23 protein-coding genes are annotated in these 20,173 nt (G+C 70.9%); 18 read left to right on the top strand and 5 right to left on the bottom strand.

The features are described from left to right. Positions 1-27: 27 nt before the first annotated feature. Positions 28-768, top strand: coding sequence for a lytic polysaccharide monooxygenase (locus tag KBX71_RS01065; RefSeq protein ID WP_210816037.1), 741 nt, complete (start codon positions 28-30; stop codon positions 766-768). A gap of 63 nt (positions 769-831) precedes the next feature. Beyond that, positions 832-1,455: a DUF305 domain-containing protein gene (locus KBX71_RS01070; RefSeq protein ID WP_210816044.1), complete on the top strand. Its 624-nt coding sequence runs from the start codon at positions 832-834 to the stop codon at positions 1,453-1,455. 26 nt (positions 1,456-1,481) lie between these two features. Here the strand turns inward: KBX71_RS01070 and msrB are convergent, their stop codons facing one another. Further along, complete coding sequence (gene msrB, locus KBX71_RS01075) at positions 1,482-1,886, bottom strand: peptide-methionine (R)-S-oxide reductase MsrB (RefSeq protein WP_210816046.1); 405 nt, start codon at positions 1,884-1,886, stop codon at positions 1,482-1,484. Between the two features lie 47 nt (positions 1,887-1,933). On the opposite strand from msrB, the gene ligD reads away from it, so the two are divergent. From ligD to KBX71_RS01125, 11 genes are all read left to right on the top strand, one after another. Next, a complete protein-coding gene (gene ligD, locus KBX71_RS01080; RefSeq protein WP_210816048.1) occupies positions 1,934-2,965 on the top strand; it encodes a non-homologous end-joining DNA ligase in 1,032 nt (343 codons plus the stop codon). A 78-nt stretch (positions 2,966-3,043) separates the two neighbouring features. Then, positions 3,044-3,166 carry a hypothetical protein gene (locus tag KBX71_RS34170; protein WP_256441924.1) on the top strand — a complete coding sequence of 41 codons (123 nt, stop codon included), beginning with the start codon at positions 3,044-3,046 and terminating at the stop codon, positions 3,164-3,166. Between the two features lie 112 nt (positions 3,167-3,278). Continuing rightward, a complete protein-coding gene (locus tag KBX71_RS01085; RefSeq protein ID WP_210816050.1) occupies positions 3,279-4,529 on the top strand; it encodes an HNH endonuclease signature motif containing protein in 1,251 nt (416 codons plus the stop codon). Positions 4,530-4,635: 106 nt separating this feature from the next. After that, the gene (locus KBX71_RS01090) at positions 4,636-5,265 is read left to right on the top strand and encodes a hypothetical protein (protein WP_210816052.1); all 630 of its coding nucleotides are present in this window, start codon (positions 4,636-4,638) and stop codon (positions 5,263-5,265) included. Beyond that, positions 5,262-5,876, top strand: coding sequence for a YdeI family protein (locus tag KBX71_RS01095; protein ID WP_210816053.1), 615 nt, complete (start codon positions 5,262-5,264; stop codon positions 5,874-5,876). The genes KBX71_RS01090 and KBX71_RS01095 overlap by 4 nt, the downstream gene beginning before the upstream one ends. Before the next feature lie 62 nt (positions 5,877-5,938). Then, on the top strand, positions 5,939-6,418 hold the full coding sequence (locus KBX71_RS01100; protein ID WP_124819875.1) for a DUF2975 domain-containing protein: 480 nt from the start codon (positions 5,939-5,941) through the stop codon (positions 6,416-6,418). After that, positions 6,418-6,633 carry a helix-turn-helix transcriptional regulator gene (locus KBX71_RS01105; RefSeq protein ID WP_030336216.1) on the top strand — a complete coding sequence of 72 codons (216 nt, stop codon included), beginning with the start codon at positions 6,418-6,420 and terminating at the stop codon, positions 6,631-6,633. Before KBX71_RS01100 ends, KBX71_RS01105 begins: the two co-directional genes overlap by 1 nt. Before the next feature lie 123 nt (positions 6,634-6,756). Further along, positions 6,757-9,945 carry an ABC transporter permease gene (locus KBX71_RS01110; protein ID WP_210816054.1) on the top strand — a complete coding sequence of 1,063 codons (3,189 nt, stop codon included), beginning with the start codon at positions 6,757-6,759 and terminating at the stop codon, positions 9,943-9,945. Then, a complete protein-coding gene (locus tag KBX71_RS01115; protein WP_210816055.1) occupies positions 9,942-12,650 on the top strand; it encodes an FtsX-like permease family protein in 2,709 nt (902 codons plus the stop codon). Before KBX71_RS01110 ends, KBX71_RS01115 begins: the two co-directional genes overlap by 4 nt. A gap of 1 nt (position 12,651) precedes the next feature. Further along, entirely contained in the window at positions 12,652-13,647 is a 996-nt protein-coding gene (locus tag KBX71_RS01120; RefSeq protein ID WP_210816056.1) for an ABC transporter ATP-binding protein, read from the top strand. An 11-nt stretch (positions 13,648-13,658) separates the two neighbouring features. After that, a complete protein-coding gene (locus tag KBX71_RS01125) occupies positions 13,659-14,384 on the top strand; it encodes an ABC transporter ATP-binding protein (RefSeq protein ID WP_210816248.1) in 726 nt (241 codons plus the stop codon). A 189-nt stretch (positions 14,385-14,573) separates the two neighbouring features. Here KBX71_RS01125 and KBX71_RS01130 read toward each other — a convergent pair whose 3' ends face one another. Next, positions 14,574-14,981 (bottom strand): hypothetical protein, encoded by a 408-nt coding sequence (locus KBX71_RS01130; RefSeq protein WP_210816057.1) that lies wholly within the window; start codon positions 14,979-14,981, stop codon positions 14,574-14,576. 64 nt (positions 14,982-15,045) lie between these two features. Continuing rightward, positions 15,046-15,498 (bottom strand): GNAT family N-acetyltransferase, encoded by a 453-nt coding sequence (locus KBX71_RS01135; RefSeq protein WP_210816058.1) that lies wholly within the window; start codon positions 15,496-15,498, stop codon positions 15,046-15,048. A gap of 316 nt (positions 15,499-15,814) precedes the next feature. Between KBX71_RS01135 and KBX71_RS01140 the strand changes: the two genes are divergently transcribed. From KBX71_RS01140 to KBX71_RS33425, 5 genes are all read left to right on the top strand, one after another. Continuing rightward, complete coding sequence (locus tag KBX71_RS01140; protein ID WP_210816060.1) at positions 15,815-16,009, top strand: hypothetical protein; 195 nt, start codon at positions 15,815-15,817, stop codon at positions 16,007-16,009. A gap of 213 nt (positions 16,010-16,222) precedes the next feature. Then, entirely contained in the window at positions 16,223-16,495 is a 273-nt protein-coding gene (locus KBX71_RS01145) for a hypothetical protein (RefSeq protein WP_210816062.1), read from the top strand. A 24-nt stretch (positions 16,496-16,519) separates the two neighbouring features. After that, positions 16,520-16,819, top strand: coding sequence for a hypothetical protein (locus KBX71_RS01150; protein WP_210816064.1), 300 nt, complete (start codon positions 16,520-16,522; stop codon positions 16,817-16,819). Positions 16,820-16,904: 85 nt separating this feature from the next. Beyond that, complete coding sequence (locus tag KBX71_RS33420; RefSeq protein WP_247682711.1) at positions 16,905-17,078, top strand: hypothetical protein; 174 nt, start codon at positions 16,905-16,907, stop codon at positions 17,076-17,078. A gap of 26 nt (positions 17,079-17,104) precedes the next feature. After that, complete coding sequence (locus KBX71_RS33425; protein WP_307846924.1) at positions 17,105-17,338, top strand: hypothetical protein; 234 nt, start codon at positions 17,105-17,107, stop codon at positions 17,336-17,338. 527 nt (positions 17,339-17,865) lie between these two features. Here the strand turns inward: KBX71_RS33425 and KBX71_RS01160 are convergent. Then, a complete protein-coding gene (locus tag KBX71_RS01160) occupies positions 17,866-18,408 on the bottom strand; it encodes a hypothetical protein (protein WP_210816065.1) in 543 nt (180 codons plus the stop codon). Positions 18,409-18,572: 164 nt separating this feature from the next. Then, positions 18,573-20,144 (bottom strand): alpha/beta hydrolase, encoded by a 1,572-nt coding sequence (locus KBX71_RS01165; protein WP_210816249.1) that lies wholly within the window; start codon positions 20,142-20,144, stop codon positions 18,573-18,575. Positions 20,145-20,173 lie beyond the last annotated feature (29 nt).

Genomic DNA, 20,173 nt, shown 5'->3' on the forward strand with positions numbered 1-20,173 from the left:
ACCGGACCTGGAGAAGGAGCTGCCCCCATGCGTCGAAGAATCACCGTCCCGCTGGTGGCGGCGGGCGCCGTCGCCGCCACCCTCACCGTCGCCGCCCCCGCGCAGGCGCACGGCTACGTCTCCGCCCCACCGAGCCGGCAGGCGCTCTGCGCGCAGGGCCGGGTGCCCGACTGCGGGCAGATCAAGTACGAGCCGCAGAGCGTCGAAGGGCCAAAGGGCCTGCGCAGCTGCAATGCCGGAATCTCCCAGTTCGCCGTCCTCAACGACGACAGCCGGGGCTGGCCCGCCACCTCGGTGGGTAGCTCGCTGACCTTCACCTGGGTCAACACCGCCCGGCACGCCACCAGCAACTGGGAGTACTGGATCGGCAACACCCGGGTCGGCGTGGTCAACGGCAACAACCAGCAGCCGGGCGCCACCGTCTCGCACAACGTCAACCTCGGCGGCTTCACCGGCCGGCAGAAGGTCCTCGCGGTGTGGAACATCTCCGACACGGCGAACGCCTTCTACTCCTGCATCGACGTGCAGATCGGCGGCGGCGGGTCGAACCCGACCCCCACCCCCTCACCCACCCCGACCCCACGGCCCACCCCGACCCCCACGCCGACCAATCCGCCCGCGCAGGGCGGCACCTGGGCGACGGGTCGGGCCTACCAGGTCGGGGACCAGGTCACCTACGGCGGAGCCACGTACCGCTGCCGGCAGGCGCACACCGCGATCCCGGGCTGGGAGCCGCCGAACGTACCGGCGCTCTGGCTTCAGGTCTGACCGCACGGGTGCGGCCCCTGGTCGCACCCGTGTCGCCGCTCTCGCGTGAACGGAGCAACAGGCATGCCCCGCCGTACCCCTCTGGCGTCTCTCGTTGCCGCTCTGCTGCTCACCGGAGCCTGCGCCGGATCGCCCACGTCGAGCCCGTCGGCGCTGCCGCAGCCGGCCCCCGCGTCCCCGGCCGGCTCGGCGGCGGCCGGGTCCGCGGGCGCCGGCTCCGCGGACGTCGCGTCCTCGGTCGAGGCGGACGCGATGAGCGGGATCGACGTGGTGTTCCTGGGCACCATGGTCGGGCACAGTGAACGCACCCTGCAGATCGTCCGGCTGGCTCGGGACCGGGTGCGCGACGAGGCGCTGCGCACCCTGGCCGCCGCCATCGAGGCGACCGAGGCCGACGAGCTGGCGGCGATGCGCGGCTGGTTGCCCACCGCCGGGCCTGCGGCCAGCGCGGCCGCACACCACCACGACGGGCACGGCGACGACGCCGCGCTCGACCGCCTGCGGACCGCGCCGGACGCGGACGTCGACCGGGTGTTGCGCGAGGTGCTCGCCGACCACCAGCGATCGGCGGCCGACCTGGCCCGATCCCAGGTAGGCGTCGGCCGCAACGAGCGGGTCCGCGACCTGGCCCGGCGAATCGAGCAGTCCCGGGCCGCCGAGGTCGAGCTGCTCAGGGGTACGCCCTGAGTGCGGTTACGCCCTGAACGCCCGTATCACTGGGATTCCAGCTTGATGGAGACCGAGTTGACGCAGTGCCTGGTGTCCTTCGGCGTGAAGCCCTCGCCGTGGAAGACGTGCCCGAGGTGACTGTCGCAGCGGGCGCAGCGGATCTCCGTACGGGCCATGCCGAGGCTGCGGTCCTCGATTTCCTTGACCCGGCCCGGGATGGCGTCGTCGAAGCTCGGCCAGCCGCAGTGCGAGTCGAACTTGGTGTCGCTGGAGAACAGCTCCAGCCCGCAGGCGCGACAGTGGTAGACCCCCTGGGTCTTCGTGTCCACGTACTCGCCGGTCCACGGGCGTTCGGTGCCGTGCTCCCGCAGGACGTGGAACTCCTCGGGGGTCAGTCGGACCCGCCACTCTTCGTCGGTACGGGGCAGCTCGTTGTCGTCAAGACTCACCCCTCAACGGTACGTCGAACGTCGGGGGCGTGGCATAAGGTCGCGGGATGGGTGGCACCAAGGCTGCGGCCGCCGAGGTCGAGGTAGCCGGGCACACCGTCCGGCTGAGCAGTCCGGATCGGGTGATCTTCCCGCAGCGGGGGTTCACCAAGGCGGACGTCTTCCACTACTACCTCGCGGTCGGCGAGGGGATCATGCGCGCCCTGCGGGACCGGCCGACCACCCTGCAACGCTTCCCCGAGGGCGTCGAGGGCGAGGCGTTCTTCCAGAAGCGGGTGCCCACCCGCGGGGTGCCGCCCTGGGTGACGACCGCGCAGATCACCTTCCCGAGCGGTCGCAGCGCCGCGGAGCTGTGCCCGGCCGATCTGGCGCACGTGGCCTGGGCGGCGCAGATGGGCACCATCGTCTTCCACCCGTGGCCGGTGCGGGCCGCCGACGTCGATCGCCCCGACGAGCTGCGCATCGACCTGGATCCGCAGCCCGGCACCGACTTCGCCGACGCGGCGCGGGCGGCCGGGGAGGTCCGCGCGCTCCTCGACGAGCTGGGCGCGACCGGCTGGCCGAAGACCTCCGGCGGCCGGGGCGTGCACGTCTACCTGCGCATCCAGCCCCGCTGGACGTTCACCGAGGTGCGCCGGGCCACCATCGCGCTGGCCCGGGAGGTGGAGCGCCGCAACCCCGACCTGGTCACCACCGCCTGGTGGAAGGAGGAGCGCGGCACCCGCGTCTTCGTCGACTTCAACCAGATGGCACGCGACCGCACGATCGCCTGCGCGTACTCGCTGCGGGCCAACGCGCGGGCCACCGTCTCGACCCCGGTCACCTGGGACGAGCTGCCCGACGTCGACCCGGACGACTTCGACCTGCGCACCGTGCCGGCCCGGCTCGCCGAGCGTGGTGACCCGCACGCCGGCATCGACGACGCACCGTGGGACATCACCCCGCTGCTCGAGTGGGCCGACCGGGACGCCGCCGCCGGCCAGGGCGACCTGCCGTACCCGCCGGACCACCCGAAGATGCCCGGCGAACCCAAACGCGTGCAGCCCAGCCGCGCCAAGCGCACCCCGGACAGCCCCTGACCGACCTGCCGGCGCGGCAGGTGCTGATGCACCGGATGCGGGCCGCTCAGCGGCTGATGGACGCGGCGGCGCGCGTCCGTGATCGCCAATCAGCGGAACTTCCCGGAGCCGGTCGCCGTGCTGGCGATGGGCAAGGTCTGGCGGAGGTCGGACGTGGTGGCCCGGATTCGGGAGTACCGGCCCGAGTTGGCCGAGAGCTGACGAAGTCTTCCAGCGGATCGCACTCCGCTGGAGGTGCTGGGTGGCGACTGATTTGGCGGGGACCGCCACGCGGCGGCGGATTTCTGTCGTACACCTGTCCTGGAATTTGCCTGTGATCGATGAGTTGGCGCAGGCGGACAGTGCGGTGGCGACCTGCGCCGACGCCCCGGTCTGGGCCCTCTCCGAGCATGATCTGATCGCGGTCCTCGATGCCACGCACCGGTTGCAGCAGCGGCTGGCGGCCGTGCAGTTGGCCGCGATCCGCGAGTTGGATGGTCGGGGCACAGTGCTCGCGCAGGGTGCCTCCTCGACGGCGGTGTGGTTGCGCCACCGCCTGCGACTCGATGTTTACGCCGCCCGCCGACTGGTCGGGCTCGCCGCCTCGCTCGACGTGGTCCCGTGCGCCGTGCGCGAAGCCCTGGCGAGCGGGGCGGTCAGCCTGGAGCAGGCCCGCGTCATCGCCGAGACAGCCGCCACGGTGTCGGCTTCGGCGGGCGTCGAGGTGGCCGACAAGGCGGTTGGTGTGTTGGTCGATTGGGCCGGGCAGTTCGACCCCGCCCTGCTGCGCAAGCTCGGCACCCGCATCCTCGACCACGTCGCCCCCGATCTCGCCGACGCCGCCGCTGCGGCGGCCCTGGCCGCCGAGGCCGCCCGAGCCACCCGCGACCGGCACGTCACCATCTCCGAGCAGGCCGGCGGGCGGCTACGGCTCAGCGGCACCCTCGACGCGGAGGCGGCGGCACTGTTGCGTGCCGTCATCGACCCGCTGAGCGCGCCCTCCGGGCCGGACGACACCCGCTGTGCCGGGCAGCGCCGCCACGATGCCCTCGCGGACGTGTGTCGACTGGCGCTGCACAGCGGCGAGCTGCCCGAGACCGGCGGCGAGCCCGCCCAACTCGTCGTCACCGTCGACTACGACGGGCTGGCGCGGCAGTTGGGTTCCGGCACCCTCGATGTCGGCCTGCGGCTCACCCCCGACACCGTGCGCCGCCTCGCCTGCGACGCGGCCATCCTGCCCGCCGTGCTCGGCGGCGCCGGGCAGGTGCTCGACGTGGGCCGACAACGCCGACTCGTTAGCGGCCCACTGCGTCGGGCGCTGGTGCTGCGCGACGCCGGCTGCGCCTTCCCCGGCTGCGACCGGCCGCCGCGCTGGTGCGCCGCACACCACATCCGGCACTGGGCCGACGGAGGCCCGACCAGCCTCGACAACGCGGTGCTGCTCTGTGGCCACCATCACCGGCACATCCACCAGACCGAGTGGGTGGTCCGGCTGGGCGACGACGGCCATCCAGAGTTCGTGCCGCCGGCCTGGCTCGATCCCGAGCAGGTCCCGCGTCGCAACCACTACCACCGACGGATGTAGGCCGCTCGGCTACCACCGACAGACGTGGGTCGCTCGGTTACGACCGACGAACGCGGTGTGAATCCCGTCGTGCCAATGTGGATCTTGTCGTACTAGTCTCTGCCACATGGCCTTGCGACCGGACGAGTTCTACGACCACGCGGTCGCCGCCGCGGACGAGGAGCGCCGCCTTCCCCTGGCGCGCATGACCGGATGGGAGATCAGCCCGTTCGACCCGGACGGGCTTCGAGTGGCGCCGCTGCGGCCGCCGGTGCTCCCGGAGCCGGCGCGGCACGGTGAGGATCCGTCCGACTGCGACACCTGCCGCGGTCGGGACGAAGGGATCTGGTTCAACGAGCGTTGGCGGTTGATCCGGGTCCCGCGCGTGGGTGTCCCGCTGGTGCTCATGCTGTTGCCGCGCGACCACTACGACATGGCGGATCTTCCCGACGAACTGGCTGCCGAGCTTGGGCTGTTGAGCACCCGGATCGTCCGCCACATGCAGGCGCTGCCGCACATCTCGCGAGCTCACCTCTACCGCGTCGGAGATGGCGGCGCTCACCTGCACGTCTGGTTCTTCGCTCGGCCCGAGGGGCAGGCTCAGTTGTACGGGTCGTGGCTGGTCATCTGGGACGACCTGCTGCCGGAGTATCCAGCGGACGTGGCCGACGCGGACGCCGCGGCGGTCGTGGACGCATTGATCGCCTCCCACGGCGGTCACCGGCTGTCGGACCCGGGGAATAGCCTGCCGGCATGACGAGTGCCGAGTTGGATGAGTTGGTCGTCACGGACGCCGACGCGTTGCGCGTGTGGTTGGCGGCCAACCACGGCACGTCGCCGGGCGTCTGGCTCGCCCTCACCAAGAAGGGCGGCACGGTCACGACGTTGACCTGGCAGCAGGCGGTCGACGAGGCCCTGTGCGTCGGCTGGATCGACGGGCAGGCGCGCAAGCGGGATGAGGAGTCGTCCTGGATCCGGTTCACCCCGCGTCGGCCCCGCAGTTCCTGGTCCCAGCGCAACGTCGGGCACGTGGCCCGGCTGGAGGAGCAGGGGCGGATGTTGCCGGCGGGCCGGGCCGCTGTGGACGCCGCGAAGGCGGACGGGCGGTGGGCGGCCGCCTACGCCCCGCCATCGGAGGCGGAGGTGCCGGCCGACCTGCTCGCCGCCATCGCCGCCGAGCCCGCCGCTCAGGCCATGCTCGACGTGCTCACCAAGGCCAACAGGTTCGCCCTCATCCACCGCCTCAATGCCGTCAAGCGGGCGGAGACCCGCGAGCGCAAGATCGGCGAATTCGTCGCCATGCTGGCGCGTCACGAGACGTTCTATCCCCAGAAGGCGAGGCCGGAGTTGGGGCCGACGCTGCCGTGAGCGGAAGTCGACGTTCCGAGCAACCGATTGACTTTCGATAGGTAACGAGCGAAACTCGATGCATGGTTACGGAGCATCGAGCGGTAGCCGCTCTCAGAGTCGTACTCGGGGTCCTGTTCGTGGTCCTGATCGGGTTCCAGACGTTCTCGCTGCCGGGGCAGTTCGCGCACATGGCCCAGGAGTCACCGGAGCACGCCTACCTCCGGTGGCCGTTGACCGCCGTGACGGTGTTCTGGGTGCTGTGCGTCCAGGTGGTGATCGTGTCGACGTGGCAGTTGCTCAACAAGGTCAAGAACGACCGCATCTTCACCGAAGCCTCCCTGAAATGGGTCGACCTCATCGTGTGGGCCATCGGCGCGGGGTGGCTCGTGCTCGTGGGCGTCTTCCTCTACGTCGGCTTCAACGCGGACGACCCGGGCGCTCCGATCCTGCTGTTCCTGTTGACGATGGGCGTCACGGTGCTGGGGCTCCTCATGGTGGTCATGCGGGCGCTGTTGCGGCAGGCCACCACGCTGCGCACCGACATGGAAGCGGTGATCTGATGCCCATCGTCGTCCGCATCGACGTGGAGTTGGCCAAGCGCAAGATGAGCGTCGGTGAGTTCGCCGAGCGCGTCGGGCTCACCCCCGCCAACGTGGCGGTGTTGAAGAACGGCCGCGCCAAGGCGGTCCGTTTCAGCACCCTCGAAGCGATGTGCCGAGTGCTCGACTGCCAGCCCGGAGACCTGCTGGAGTGGGTCGAGGAGGAAACCCCGTGAAGTACATCCTGACCGTGCTCGGCGCGGTTCTCGTAATAACGATCATGTAACGGGCGCGAACCTTTCCCGGTGGGTGGCCTGTCTTGATGGTCGTCGGCCCACCAGGGCCAGGGGAGGCGTCGGATGAAGCTGGTGTGGAGGCGGGCCCGCGAGGCGCGAGGGTTGCTGGTCGCGGCGGTGATCGCTGCCCTCGTCGCCGTCGCGTTGGTCACCGGGCTGTCCGACTACAACCGTCGGGCGGTGGACGCCGGGCAGCGAGCCCTGGTCGCCGCCTCGCCCGCCGAGGAGCGCGGCCTGCTGGTCAGTGGCTCGGGTGGGCGGGACGCGGCCGAGTTCGCAACGCGGGACAAGGCGGTCCGAGCCGAGTTCGCCACCGGGTTCGGCGGCGCCCCGGTCAGTGTCACCGCCGCCCGCTACGGCACCGGCCGGGAGCTGACCGGCGACCTCGGGCAGATCCCGCGTACGGCCGACGAACCGGTCTTCGCGAGCCTGGCCACACTCGCCGACCTCGCCAGCCACGCGGAGCTGACCAGCGGAGCCTGGCCCAGCCCCGGAGCGAACCCCGTCCAGGTGAGCCTGCCCGAGCGGGTCGCCGGCGCCCTCGGCCTGACCGTCGGCGAACGCGTACCGGTGCGTGACCGGGCCACCGAACGACGGGGAGAGTTGGTGCTCGCCGGCATCTGGCGGCCCCGCGACCCTGCGGACGCGTACTGGTTGCTGGCACCCGGCGTGGGGGCGGGCAGTGCCGGTTCCGGCACCTCGTACGGGCCGTTCACGCTCGACCCGGCCGACTTCGCGGCCGCCTTCCCGGGCTCGGTGTCGGCGTCCTGGCTGGCTCAACCGGACCTCGGTGGCGTCGACACCGCAGACCTGCCCGCCGTTCGGAAAGCCCTCACCGAGGCGGTCTCCGCTGTACCCGAGGCCGCCCAACTGGGCAGCTCCGGGCAGGTGGTGACGAAGATGCCGCAGCTGCTGGACCGGGTCGCCCGCGCGGACCTGGTGGGTCGCTCGTCGCTGGCCACGCCGCTGCTGCTCATCCTGGTGCTCGGTGGGTACGCGTTGGTGCTGGTCGCCGCGCTGCTGCACGAGGACCGCCGTCCGCAGACCGCGCTGCTGCGTGCCCGCGGCGCCGCCCGGCGGCAGTTGGCCGGCCTGGCCGCCCGTGAGGCGACTCTTGTTGTCGCCCCGGCCGCCGTGCTCGGTCCGCTGATCGCCGGTGAGGCCCTGCGGTACATCCGGCCCGGCGGGTCGGGTGACCTCTCCACCGCCGGCGGCAACACCACACTGGTCTGGGCGGCGGCAGCGGCCACCGCGGCCGGCTGCCTCGTCGCCATGGTCCTTCCGACGCTGCGCGGCGCCGGGACGTACGTCGCCGACATGGCGGCCCGATCCCGGCCGAACCGGGCGGCGAGCGTCCAACGTGCCAGCGTCGACCTGGTGCTGGTGGCGCTCGCCGTGCTCGCCTGGGTGCAGCTACGCCGGTACGCCTCCCCGCTGGCCGGGTCGGGCGGTCAGCTCGGGCTCGACCCGCTGTTGGTCGCCGCACCGACGCTCGGCGTGCTGGCCGGTGCCGTGCTGGCGCTGCGTGTGCTCCCGCCGCTCACCCGGTTCGCGGAGCGGTTCGTCGACAGACGTCCCTGGACCGCCACCATGTTCGGCATGTGGCAGGCCGGCCGGCGTCCCCACGCCGGCCCGGTCCTGCTGCTCGCCCTCGCCGTCGGTGGCAGCACGCTGGCCTGGTCTCTGATCAGCACCGGGGAGCGGTCCCAGGTCGAGCAGGCCGGCCACACGGTCGGTGCCGACGTCCGCGTCACCGAACGGGCCGGCGCCGCCCCGTCCAACCGGGTCGGTCAGCTCGCCGCGCTGCCGAGCGTGGACCGGGTGCTGCCGGCGTGGCGGGACGAGGTGCGGGTCGGGCGGCAGAACCTGCCGGCGACCGTGATCGGTGTCGACCCGGCCGGCGCCCCTGGCGTCGTCCGGCTCGCCGACCGCCTCGGCGACGGATCGGCGTCGGAGCAGTACCAGCGCATGATCGATGAGCGCGGGGCTCCTGCGGGTGTCGAACTGCCCGCCGGGGCGCGGGCCATCACCGGCACGGTCCGTACCCCGGTGAGTAGCGCCGCCCGATCGCTGAAGATCGCGGTGACGCTGCTGGTCACCAGCTCCGACGGGCTCGCCCTGCGGCTGCCGGCGGCCAACGCCGACGGTGACGGCCGGGCCACCCGGTTCTCCGTGCAACTGCCCGACGTGGGCGGGGCGCGGCTGCGGCTGGCCGGGTTCGAAGCCGACGGTGGGCTGGCGGCCGGCAACGCCTACCGACTCCAGTTGGACGGGTTGGCGGTGGTCAACGCCGACGGCACGACGCGACCCGCCGAGCTGAGCGGCGACTGGGTTATGACGGCCCCCGGCGTGAAGTCCACGCCGGTGCAGACCACCGGGGCCGGGTTCGCAGCGGTCCACGCCGTGGAGGTGATTCCCGGTGGGCAGTTCGAGTACCAGCCGCCCACCCGGTTCTCCGTCGTGGCGGGCGGGGAGAGCAAGCCCGCGCCGGTGCTGATGACCCCCCAGGTACGCGAGGCCCTGAGCCTGAACGTCGGCGACACCGTCGACCTCACGCTCTCCGGGGTGACGGTGACGGTGCACCTGGTCGGCGAGTTGAGTGCCGTGCCGACGACCACCACCGCGGCAGGCGTGCTGCTGGACCTGCCCGCGGCCGTCGACGCGCTGATCCGATCCGACGGGACGGTACGGCCCGTACCGGAATGGTGGCTCGGTGCCGCCGACGCGACGGCCGCCGCCCAGGCTGCCAGCGAACTCCCGGGCGTCACAGTGCTCAACCGGGAGGCGGTGATCGAGGCAGCCGCCGACGACCCGTACTGGCGCGGGTCGCGTACCGGAATGCTCGCCGCCGCGCTCGGCGCGGTGCTGCTCGCCCTCGTCGGCCTGATGGTGGACGTGTGGGCCACCGCCCGGCGTCGGCTCGGCGAGTTCGCGGTCCTGCACACCCTCGGCGCCACGCCCCGGCTGATGGCCCGCGCGCTGCTGGCCGAACAGACGTTCCTCGCCGGCATCGGCGTGGGAGTCGGGTTGTTACTCGGCACCGCGGTCGGCGCGACGATGGCCCCACTGGTCATCCTCACCCCGGCCGCCGGCCGACCGACACCCCCGGCGGCGTTCGCGCTGCCCTGGGTGCCAATCGGGCTGACCGCGGTCGGTCTGCTGCTGGCGGCCCTCGCCTTCAGCGCGTTCATCGCCACCGGCATCCGTCAGCGGGTGGCGGCGGTGCAGCTGCGAATCGGGGGAGAGCGATGAGCGTCGGGGCGGCCGTCCGGCGGGTCCGGGCGTACGGGGGGCAGTTCCTGCTGCTGGCGGTGCTGACCCTGGTGGTCACGCTGCTGATCAGCGGAGTGCCCCGGCTGGTCAACCGGCTCGCCGAACAGGGGCTGCGAGCGCAACTCAACAGCGAGCCGGCCGCCCGCCGGGACCTCGCGTACACCACCAGGGTGGAGCCGGCGACGTCGCGGCGGACGGCGATGGGCGACGCCGCCGAACGGTTCGACGCCCTGGCTGCGGACATGCCGCCGCAGGTGCGCTCGGCGGTGACCGAGCGGTGGTACAGCGTCGAGACCGCGGAGGCCCGCGTGGTCGGGCCGGACCTGGCGGCCCGCAACCTGCTTGTCGACATGGGCCTCCGGGCCATGCCCGACATACAGGGCGCGAGCACGCTCGTCGAGGGGACGTGGCCGAGCGAGACGTACGTTCCCGACCGGCCGATCGAGGTGGCCCTCGACGTCGACGTGGCCCGCAAGCTCAACCTGCGCGCCGGCAGCCAACTGCGCATCGGCAACACCGATGACAAAGGCCGACTCATCAACGGTGTTCCGCTGGTGGTGACCGGGCTGTTCCGCCCCCTCGACCGCGCCAACGGCATCTGGGACGGGCTGCCGCAGCTGCTGCAGATCATCGAACCGCAGGGTGATGGCCAGCCGTTCGTCATCGTCGGCGTCGTCGCGCAGTCGCCCTTCAACAAGCGGGCCGCGGCGGGCTGGCCGATCCAGACCAACTGGCGGTACCGACTGGGTGTCGACCGGATCGACGCACGCGAGCTGAACCAGCTGATCGACGGTCTGCAGGTGATGCAGCGCAACCAGCCGCCGGAGCTCACGTTGACCCAGGGCGTCGACGTTCCGTTGCGCGCGTTCGCCGCCCAGATCGATGCCGTCCGGACCCTGCTCGCGGTGATCGCGGCCGGTGTACTGGCCACCCTGGCGGGGCTCATCGTGCTCGCGGCCAGTCTCGCCACCCGACGGCGTCGCTCGGAGTTCGCGCTGCTGCGCGCCCGCGGGGGCGGGGCCACCGCCGGCGCCCGGCGTAGCCTCGCCGAGGCGGTGCTGGTGGTGCCGATCGCCGCCGTGCTGGGCTGGTGGCTGGGCACCCTGTTCCCCGGGGCCCCGGATCCGACCACGCCGTACGTCATCGCGGTGACCGTGCTGGTCACGCTGGCACTGCCGTTGGCGACGCTGGCCGTACCGGCCGGCGGGGCGGTGCGCCGGGACCTGATCCGGGTGCGCCCGTCGGCCCGTCGGCTCACCGTCGAGGTCTCCCTGCTGATCCTGGCCGGGCTCGCCGCGGTGCTGCTGCGTCGACGGGGCCTGACCCTCGGCGAGGTGGACCCACTGCTCGTGTCGGTGCCGGTGCTCCTCGCGGTCGCGGCGGCGGTGCTGGCGCTGCGGGTGTACCCCTGGCCGTTGTTGCTGGTCAGCCGGCTGGCCGCGCGGACCCGGGGCAGCGTGGCCTTCCTCGGCACGGCCCGCGCCGGCCGCGCGGCGGTCGCCGCCCCGCTGGTTGTGGTGGTGCTGGCGATCGGCACCGCGGCGTTCTGCGCGGTCGTGGCCGCCGGCGTCGACGCGAGCCGGGAACGGGCCGCCGCGCAGATCGTGCCCGCCGACGCGGTGATCCGTGGAGAGCGCTTCGCACCCGACACCATCGACGAGCTGGGCCGCCTGCCGGGGGTCCGGGCCGTCACCCGGGTGTTGTACGAGGACGATGAGCGGTTCGCGTCCGACGAGGTCGGCACCGACGCCTCCATCGGGCAGACGGACGTGCTGCTGGTCGACGGCTCGGGATTGGACAAGGTGGCCCGCGACTCCCAGGTGGACCTGTCGGTTCCGGCCGCGCTGCGCACCGCCGCGCCCGGCCCGGGTGCGCTGCCGGCGATCGTCTCACCGGCGGTCGCCGCCGACCTGGCCAAGGCCGGTCTGGACGACTCCGCCTTCATCTCGGTGCAGGGCCAGCGGTACGAGTTCCGGGTGGCCGGCACCGCTGACGGTTTCCCGCTGCTGGCGGCGAACGCCAGGCGGTTCGTGATCCTGCCCTGGCAGGCCCTGCCGACGCGTACCACCACACCCGTGCCGACCAGCCTGCTGATCGCCGGGGACCCGCTGGACGCCGAGGCGCTGCGCGTCGCCGGCGACCAGGGGCAGGAGCGCTACCAGCGCGACGGCACTGTCACCGGTCGGGAACGGATGATCGGGGTCACCGTCGACACCCGGGCGGACGTCCGCCGGGATCTTGGCGAGGGCGGGGCGAACGGGGTGCTGGCCTTCGGGTTCGTGGCCGGCGCCGCCGGCGGCACAGTGCTCGGGCTGTTGGCCATCGCGTTCACCGTGTTGGCGGGCGCGCGCGCCCGAGGCCAGGTGCTGTCCCGGCTGCGCACCCTCGGCCTGTCCCGTCGGCAGTGGCGCGGGCTGCTGCTTGTCGAGTTGACCCCGCTCGTCGCGGTGTCGGTGCTGACCGGCGCGATCGTCGGCGCGGTCCTGCCCCTGCTGCTCAACCCGGTGCTCGGCCTGTCCGCGTTCACCAGTGGTGTGCCGGTCCGGGTTGCTTTCGAGCCCAGCCTGGTCGCCGCCGTGCTCGCGCTCGGGGCGGTCGCCCTCGGCTTCGCGGTCGCCGTCGAGGCCCTGAACAACCGCCGGTTGCGCCTCGGAGAGGTGCTTCGGCTCGGAGAGGAGAGCTGAGATGACCGCTACCGCCCAGACTCCACTGGTGCCTGACCTGGCCGCCCTGCAACAGCGGGCAGCGCAACGCGCCGCCGAGCGGGCCGGCGGGCAGGACCGCCTACGCGGGCACATCGTCTGCGACGGCTTGGTGCGCATCTTCAAGACCGAGGGGGTGGAGGTGGTCGCCCTGCAGGGGCTTGACCTGGTCATCGACCGGGGTGAGCTGGTGGCGATCGTCGGCGCCTCCGGTTCGGGCAAGTCGACCCTGCTCAACATCCTCTCCGGCCTGGACACCCCGACCGCCGGTATCGCCCGGGTGGCCGACTACGACCTGCTCTCGCTATCCGCCAAACGACGGCTGAGCTACCGCCGGCAGCTGGTCGGGTTCGTGTGGCAGCAGACCGGCCGCAACCTGCTGCCGTACCTCAGCGCGCTGGAGAACGTCGAGCTGCCGATGCAGTTGGCCGGCAAACGCAGCAGCAAGGCGCGCCGCGAGCGGGCCAGGGAACTGCTCGACCTGGTCGGCGTGGGCTACTGCGCCGACCGGCGGCCGGGTCAGCTCAGCGGCGGCGAGCAGCAGCGGGTCGCGGTGGCGGTGGCGGTGGCCAACGACCCGGAGGTGCTCTTCGCCGACGAGCCGACCGGTGAGCTGGACGAGGCGACCGGCGCGGACGTCTTCGCGGCGTTGCGCACCATCAACGCGGAACTGGGCGTGACCATCGTGGTCGTCACCCACGACCACGCCGTGGCCACTCAGGTCCGCCGGACCGTCGCGATCCGCGACGGCCGGACCGCCTCCGAGGTACGCCGGACCGCGCGGACCGACGCGGACGGCAACACCGAGTTGGTCAGCGAGGAGTACGCGGTGCTGGACCGCAACGGTCGGATGCAGCTGCCGGCGGCGTTCGTCGACGCGCTCTCGCTGAAGGAGCGGGTCCGGCTCGATCTGGAGCCGGACCATGTGCAGGTACGGCCCGGCGAGCGGGCCTCGGACGAGCGGGGAGCGCGGGCATGAGCCGGCAGGACATGGTGGTGACCGGCGGGGCCGGGTTCGGCGGCGCGCCCGCGGCGCATCCCGAGGAGGTGGTCCGGGTCAGTGGGGTCAGCCGGACCTTCGGCCGCGGTGAGCACGCCGTGCACGCGGTGCGGGACGTGTCGTTCACGGCGAACCGGGGCGAGTTGGTCGCCATCCGAGGTCGGTCCGGGGCCGGCAAGACCACGTTGCTGAACCTGATCGGCGGGCTGGACCGGCCGGACAGCGGTCAGGTGGTGGTGGCCGGGCACGAGGTGACCTCCGCCGGGGAGGCGGAGCTGCTGCGGCTGCGCCGGGGCACCGTCGGGTTCGTGTTCCAGACCTTCGGGCTGGTGCCGATCCTCTCCGCGGCCGAGAACGTGGGCGTGCCGTTGCGGTTGGCGCAGGTGCCGGCGGCGGAGCGGGAAGAGCGCGTCGCGGTGCTGTTGGAACTGGTCGGCCTGGGCGGGCACGCCGCGCAGCGGCCGTACGAGCTCTCCGGCGGCCAGCAGCAGCGGGTCGCGGTGGCCCGTGCGTTGGCCAACGAGCCGGACCTGCTCATCGCCGACGAGCCCACCGGTCAGCTCGACTCGGAGACCGGTCGGTCCATCATGGACCTGCTGCGTGCTGTGGTGCACGCCCGCGGCATGACCGCTCTGGTGGCCACGCACGACCCGGCCCTGATCGACCTCGCCGACCGGGTGCTCGTCCTGCGCGACGGTCGCCTGGTCGACGGCTGACCACGGGCGACCTGCTACCCGACGAGCCCGACGCCTCTCGCGGTGCGGCGCGGTCGGTCGACGGGTGGTTGGGCAGCGGATGGTGGTCCGCGCTCGCTGTGGAGCTGATGTCGTGAACGAATCGCTGGACGGTGACTCGTCTACGACATCAGCTCCACAGCGTTCTACGGCGGTAGGGCGAGGGAGTTCCTATGGCGTCTGGCCGGGCCGGTCGTCTTCGGGTTGGCCGGTGCGCTTCTGGCCGTCAGGAAGGGACCCGGCGAGCGGGATCAGCAGGCAGCCCAGCAGTGTGAGAAGAAGACCGGCGCCCGGCCCGGTGGAGATCAACTCGCTGGCCTGCCGCCAGACCCAGCCGGCCGCGCCGGTGTTGGCGAGCGACAGCACCGCGAACACGGCGGCGATGACCGCGAACGGAAGCGCCCAGCCGAGCACCTTCGAACCCGGAGTGATATCCGTCCGGTCCAGGTAGACACTGCGCCAGGCGGGCAGCCAGAACGCGACGATGACCAGGAGGACGCCGACCGCCAAGAGCGCCGAGCCGGTCTGCCGTCGAGGCGGGTGCGACGGTGCGGCGCCGGGCATCGTCGGTCTGCTCATGGCAGCGAACGTAACCCGGTCGGCGCGACTCCCGCCGCCCCCGCCGGGTGGGCGTGACGCCGGGTCAGAGCGCGAGCTTCATGCCCTCGTGGCTGGCCACGAAGCCGAGGCTGAGGTAGAAGCGGTGCGCGTCGTCGCGGGTCTTGTCGGTGGTGAGCTGCACCAGCGCGCAACCGCGCTGCCGGGCCTGGTCGACCGCCCAGGTCATCAGGTCCCGGCCCAGCCCCTGGCCACGCCGGTCGGAGCGGACCCGGACCGACTCGATCAGCGACCGCTCGCTTCCGTGCCGACCCAGACCCGGGATGTAGGTGATTTGCAGGCAGCCGACCAGTTCGCCATCCTGCTCGGCCACGATCAACTGGTTGCGCCGGTCCGCGTCGATGGCCGCGAACGCCTTCTCGTACGCCTCGTCGACCTCGGTGAAGTCGCGGGCCTTGCCCAGGACGTCGTCGGCGAGCAGGGCGATGACGGTGGGCAGGTCAGCCCGGACCGCCTCCCGGTAGATCACGTCGCTCATGCCGGTGAGAATCTCACAGTGACGGGAATGCGAATGGGCCTGTAGGTGCCGCTCAATTTATGTCGATTCGCCATCCTTCGATCCACCGCATCGCACGTATTTCACCGTTGTGGGGTGTCTTGCGACGCACCCTGACGGCCCTACGGTGAAGCCCATTGATGGAACGTATTGTTCGTTCTGGCCCCTGGCGTCGTGGTCGAACCCTCTGTAGCGTGTGCCGCACATTCGTTGATCACCTTGCCGCACGGTGGTTTGGCAGTGCCGTCGACTTTCTGTTTGGCTAGCGTCTACTGTGGCCAGTGCCCTGCTGGCGCCCGTGCTTCAAGTGGTCTGGCCGCCCGATAGCGCCGCCGCGGAGCAGGCGGATTCGTGTGCGGTCGTCGACATCAGCATCGACTCCGACAGCGACGGCGTGGCCGACGGCACGGTGACCGCCACCGACGGCCACCCGTTCTGGGTCGACAACCAGCAGGAGTGGCTGCGGGCGGAGCACCTGAACCGGTCCGGATGAGATCTGTGAGCTGGACGCGAGGGATATCCGGTTCACCCAGGACGCGGCCTCAAACCGGTTCAGCGATCCCCGTGGTGAGGTCTTCAGCGAGCGATTTAATCCGAGTAGGAAGAAGAAAAGAGCAGGAGGTCGATGGTGGTAACCGGATCATCCTCCTATTCTCGACCAGAAATCCGGAGTGGCAGCGGAAATGGCACAAGAAATCGGGCTGGGATGAATGATGTGGAACGCTTTTTCGTCGACCCGTCGGGCAAGCACGTGGGCCTGGATGAGACTGTGCGCTCGCACGACGATCTGATCCAGTTCCTGGTGGCGTTACGGAGCGATCTGGTGGAACGGCGCGACAAATGGGAGAACGGGAATGTAGGGGACTATCTCGGATCCATCGCGAGAGCTTTCCAAGACATGGTAGGAGATGAATATGAAGATCCCGATCGTTGGGCAGACACGGCTGGCTGGCTGTGGGTCGGACGGAACTACGAGTAGCAGCGAACGGAGGTGATCAGGGCCTTGAGCGCTGATTCGCGAAATTTAGAGATCGACCACTTCCGCGGGTCGACCGGCCAAGCTGATGACGAGTTCGATCGGCTGAGCGAGACGGTGGCGTCCGAGGCCGATTTTCTCGCATTCTTGGAGGCGCTCCTGCGAGATGATCACTTTACGGACTGGGAGGGGTCGATCGAGGGATACTTGGACGGGCTCATTTCCTGGTTGCGGTCGACGGAAGGTCGTCGACGTATGGCGGCGTATTCGAACGAATTTTCGGCAATGGCGGCGGCGTTCTATGCCGGCATCGCAAAAAGGGGATGATGAAACGGTTGAAAGAAGCCAGGTGTCGGTAGTTTGCGGAAGGTGGGCCGGCGCAACTTGCTGGCGACGGGCAGCATAGGGCGGCATGGAGCTCCTGCTACTGCCGTTCCGGTGGATACACCAGTCTTTGGTGTGGTTCGCCAACTCGCCCCGCACGCTGATCACCTCGTACCTGCTGATGATCGTGGTGGCCCGGGTCATCTACGGGGAGGTCGAGCAGCGCAGCCCCCGGCCTACGCCGTCTGGTGGGCGGTGGTGACCGCGTCCACCGTCGGGTACGGGGACATCTCGCCGACGACCTGGGCGGGCCGCACACTGGCCGCGCTGCTCATCTCGACCATGGTGCTGCTGGTCAAAAGAGGTGCAAGGCCCAAGGATATCAGGTACAGCATTGCGCTTAGGCCCGTAAACAAGAAGCCTATTCCTGTCTGTAGGTACTGTCAGCAATGGTCCCGCCCGAAGAACTATCCGCCAACAATCGGCTTTGACCCGGGCTCGTGGGGACGAGGCGGTATCTAGTACGTCGGCCGGGATTACGATCACGGCTCCGTGTGGTTTGCCGGGCGTAGCAATTGGTTATGGCTCGTGATTGGTGATTGGTGATTGGTGACGGGGTGGTCCGGTCGTGCCAGGACGTTCAGCGTCGGCCGGCCACCGGGCGAGGGTGAGTAGGAACGGGTTCGGTTGCAGAGCAGTGGGATAGTGTCAGGTCACCGATACTTCGGTTGCGGAGGATCGGCAGCCAGCGGTGACCGCCATGAACGTCGGCGCGTTGTGCTAGTACGGTGAATGGTCAGTCGTAGTAGCGGTGTCCCTTCGCGCCTCGACCCACGGACACTCGCTCGCTGGCAATGGCCAGAAGAACAGCGGCCAGTAGGTCGGGCGGTGAAGCCAAGGCCGGCGATCACCCGACGAGCTGAGGCCACGGCCAAGAGGTAGCCCGGTCGCATTGACCTAGTTGGGCAGCCAGCGCGGATGAGCGCCGTAAGCCTCGTCGGCGGCCGTCCGGTAGTGAACGCGGATTGGAGTACTGGTGGCAGGGGCCCTCAGTCGCCCCGAACGTGAATTGTGCGATCCGGTGGCTCGTCGCCGGTCCGAAAACCCAACCGACTCAACTCGATGCCGGTGTCTGCGTACCGCCATCGCCGTGCCTGAACGATGCCATCGCGGAGCCACTCCTGACGCACGATAGGCCGGCGGAGTTGCGTCTCAATCCACGACGCTGTTGCCTCTGCGCACTCCTCAACAGTTCCTGCAGCCTCGAACGCTAGTTCTGTCGGCTTCTTCGGTAGATCCAGGGTCTGGTTGTGGATTTCGTCTCCGCGTACGCGTTCGCCACCCAGGTACGCCCCTAGGCTCAACAGAACGCGGCCCTCGGCATCATCGACAATGTCCATCCAGGCCAGTAGTTCATGGCCATCTGCATCCCACGCGGCCACCTCAGCAACGTCGTTCGCGTCAGGCACCCGGAGATACGTATCGCCGGGATCCCCGGGCCATAACGTCGCGCGGCGACGCAATATCGCGACAAATGCGGCGAGATGCGGAGCCAGCGGCTCGTCATACCAAAACCAGTCGGCCATGTCCACAAGCACACGGTAGCCGAGCAGGCGTTCCTACTCTCCCCTGATGCATGGGCGGCATGGAGGTCTTGCTGCTGCCGTTCCGCTGGATCCATTGAGCGTTGGTGTGGCTCGCGGCGAACACGACGTGCACCTCGATCACGTAGTACTCGCCGCTGCCGACGAACCGGTCACCGGGGCGGGCAGCGCAGGCCCTCGCGCGGGACCGTCAGGTCGAGCAGGTACGCGTCGACCGCGTTGGTGATGCAGGACGTCTGCGGGTAGGCGGTGTGCCCCTCGCCCTCCCAGGTCAGCACCCGACCGACGCCCAGCATCGACGCGAGCCGCGGGGTCTGCTCGTACGGCGTCGCCGGGTCGCCGGTGGTGCCGACCACCACGATCGGCGGCGCGCCGTTCGCCTTCCCGGTCGGGTAGGGGTCACGCCCGCCCGGCCACTCCACGCAGCTCAGCATGCCGACCGCCAACGCCGGCCCGAACAGCGGGTATTTCCCGCGCCACTCGGACTGCAACTGCCGGATCTGCGCCCGGCTCGGCTTCTCCGTCTCGTCGGCGCAGTTGATGGCCAGGTTGGCGTCGAACAGGTTCGAGTAGTGCCCGTCGTCCTCCCGGCCGGCGTACGCGTCGGCCAGCCGGAACACGTCCTTCGGGTCGCCCTCGGCCAGCTTGTCGATCGCCTGGGCCAGCTCCTGCCAGCCGGATTCGGTGTAGAGCGAGGAGATGACGGCGTAGAACACCCAGCCGGCGGTGGCCTCCCGCCCGTCCGCGCCGCGTACCGGGGAGACCTTTGCCTTGTCGATGGCCGAGTCGACCGCGGCGCGGGCGTCCGGGGCGATCGGGCACCGGCCGGCGTTCGCCGCGCACCAGCGGGTGAAGTTGGTGAAGGCCCGTTCGAAGCCGCGGGCCTGGCTCTCCGAGCCCTCGACCAGCCGCTGCTGCGGGTCGACCGCGCCGTCGAGCACCAGCGCCCGCACCCGGTGCGGGTAGAGCTGGGCGTACGTGGCACCGAGCAGGGTGCCGTACGAGTAGCCCAGGTAGGTGAGCTTGTCGTCGCCAACGGCGGCGCGTACCGCGTCCATGTCGCGGGCGGCCTGCTCGGTGCCGTACAGCGGCAACTGGTCGCCGTAACGATCACCGCAGCCGCGCCCGATCCGCTGGCTCAGGCCGACGAAGCCGTCGAATGCCGACTGGCTCGCCGGGTCCGGGTCGAAGCCGAAGCTGGCGTCCAGGTCGGCGTCGGAGATGCACTTCACCGGGCTGGACCGGGAGACCCCGCGCGGGTCGAAGCCGACGATGTCGAAGCGCTCGGTGATCGAGGCGGGCAGCCCGCCGAACTGGGGGCCGAAGGAGAGGTAGACGGCGGTGTCGACACCGGAACCACCCGGGCCGCCCGGGTTGATCACCAAGGAGCCCACCCGGTCGCGCTGCTTGGTGGACCGGGCGCGCAGCAGGGCGATCTCGAAGGTCTGCCCGGCGCCCGGACCGGCGCTCGCCCCGCCGCCGGTGCCCCAGTCACGGGGCACAGCGATCCGGGTGCACTCGTAGCGCATGTTCGGGGCGCCCCGCCCGACCAACTCGTCGGCCACTTCCGGGCAGGGCCGCCAGTTCGGTGCGCTGCCGGTCGGGGCGGCCGCGCCCTCCACCTCGGTGCGCGGCGCGAACGCCGGCAGCGTGCAACCGGCGGTGAGCAGCGCGGCGACGACGAAGGCGGCCAGAGTGCGGCGGACCCGGCGGCTGGTCGCCATCCGAGGCTGGTCGGCGGTGCGGGTCACGT

Source organism: Micromonospora sp. D93, from assembly GCF_018070365.1.
In the GTDB taxonomy this organism is placed as follows: Bacteria; Actinomycetota; Actinomycetes; order Mycobacteriales; family Micromonosporaceae; genus Micromonospora; species Micromonospora ureilytica.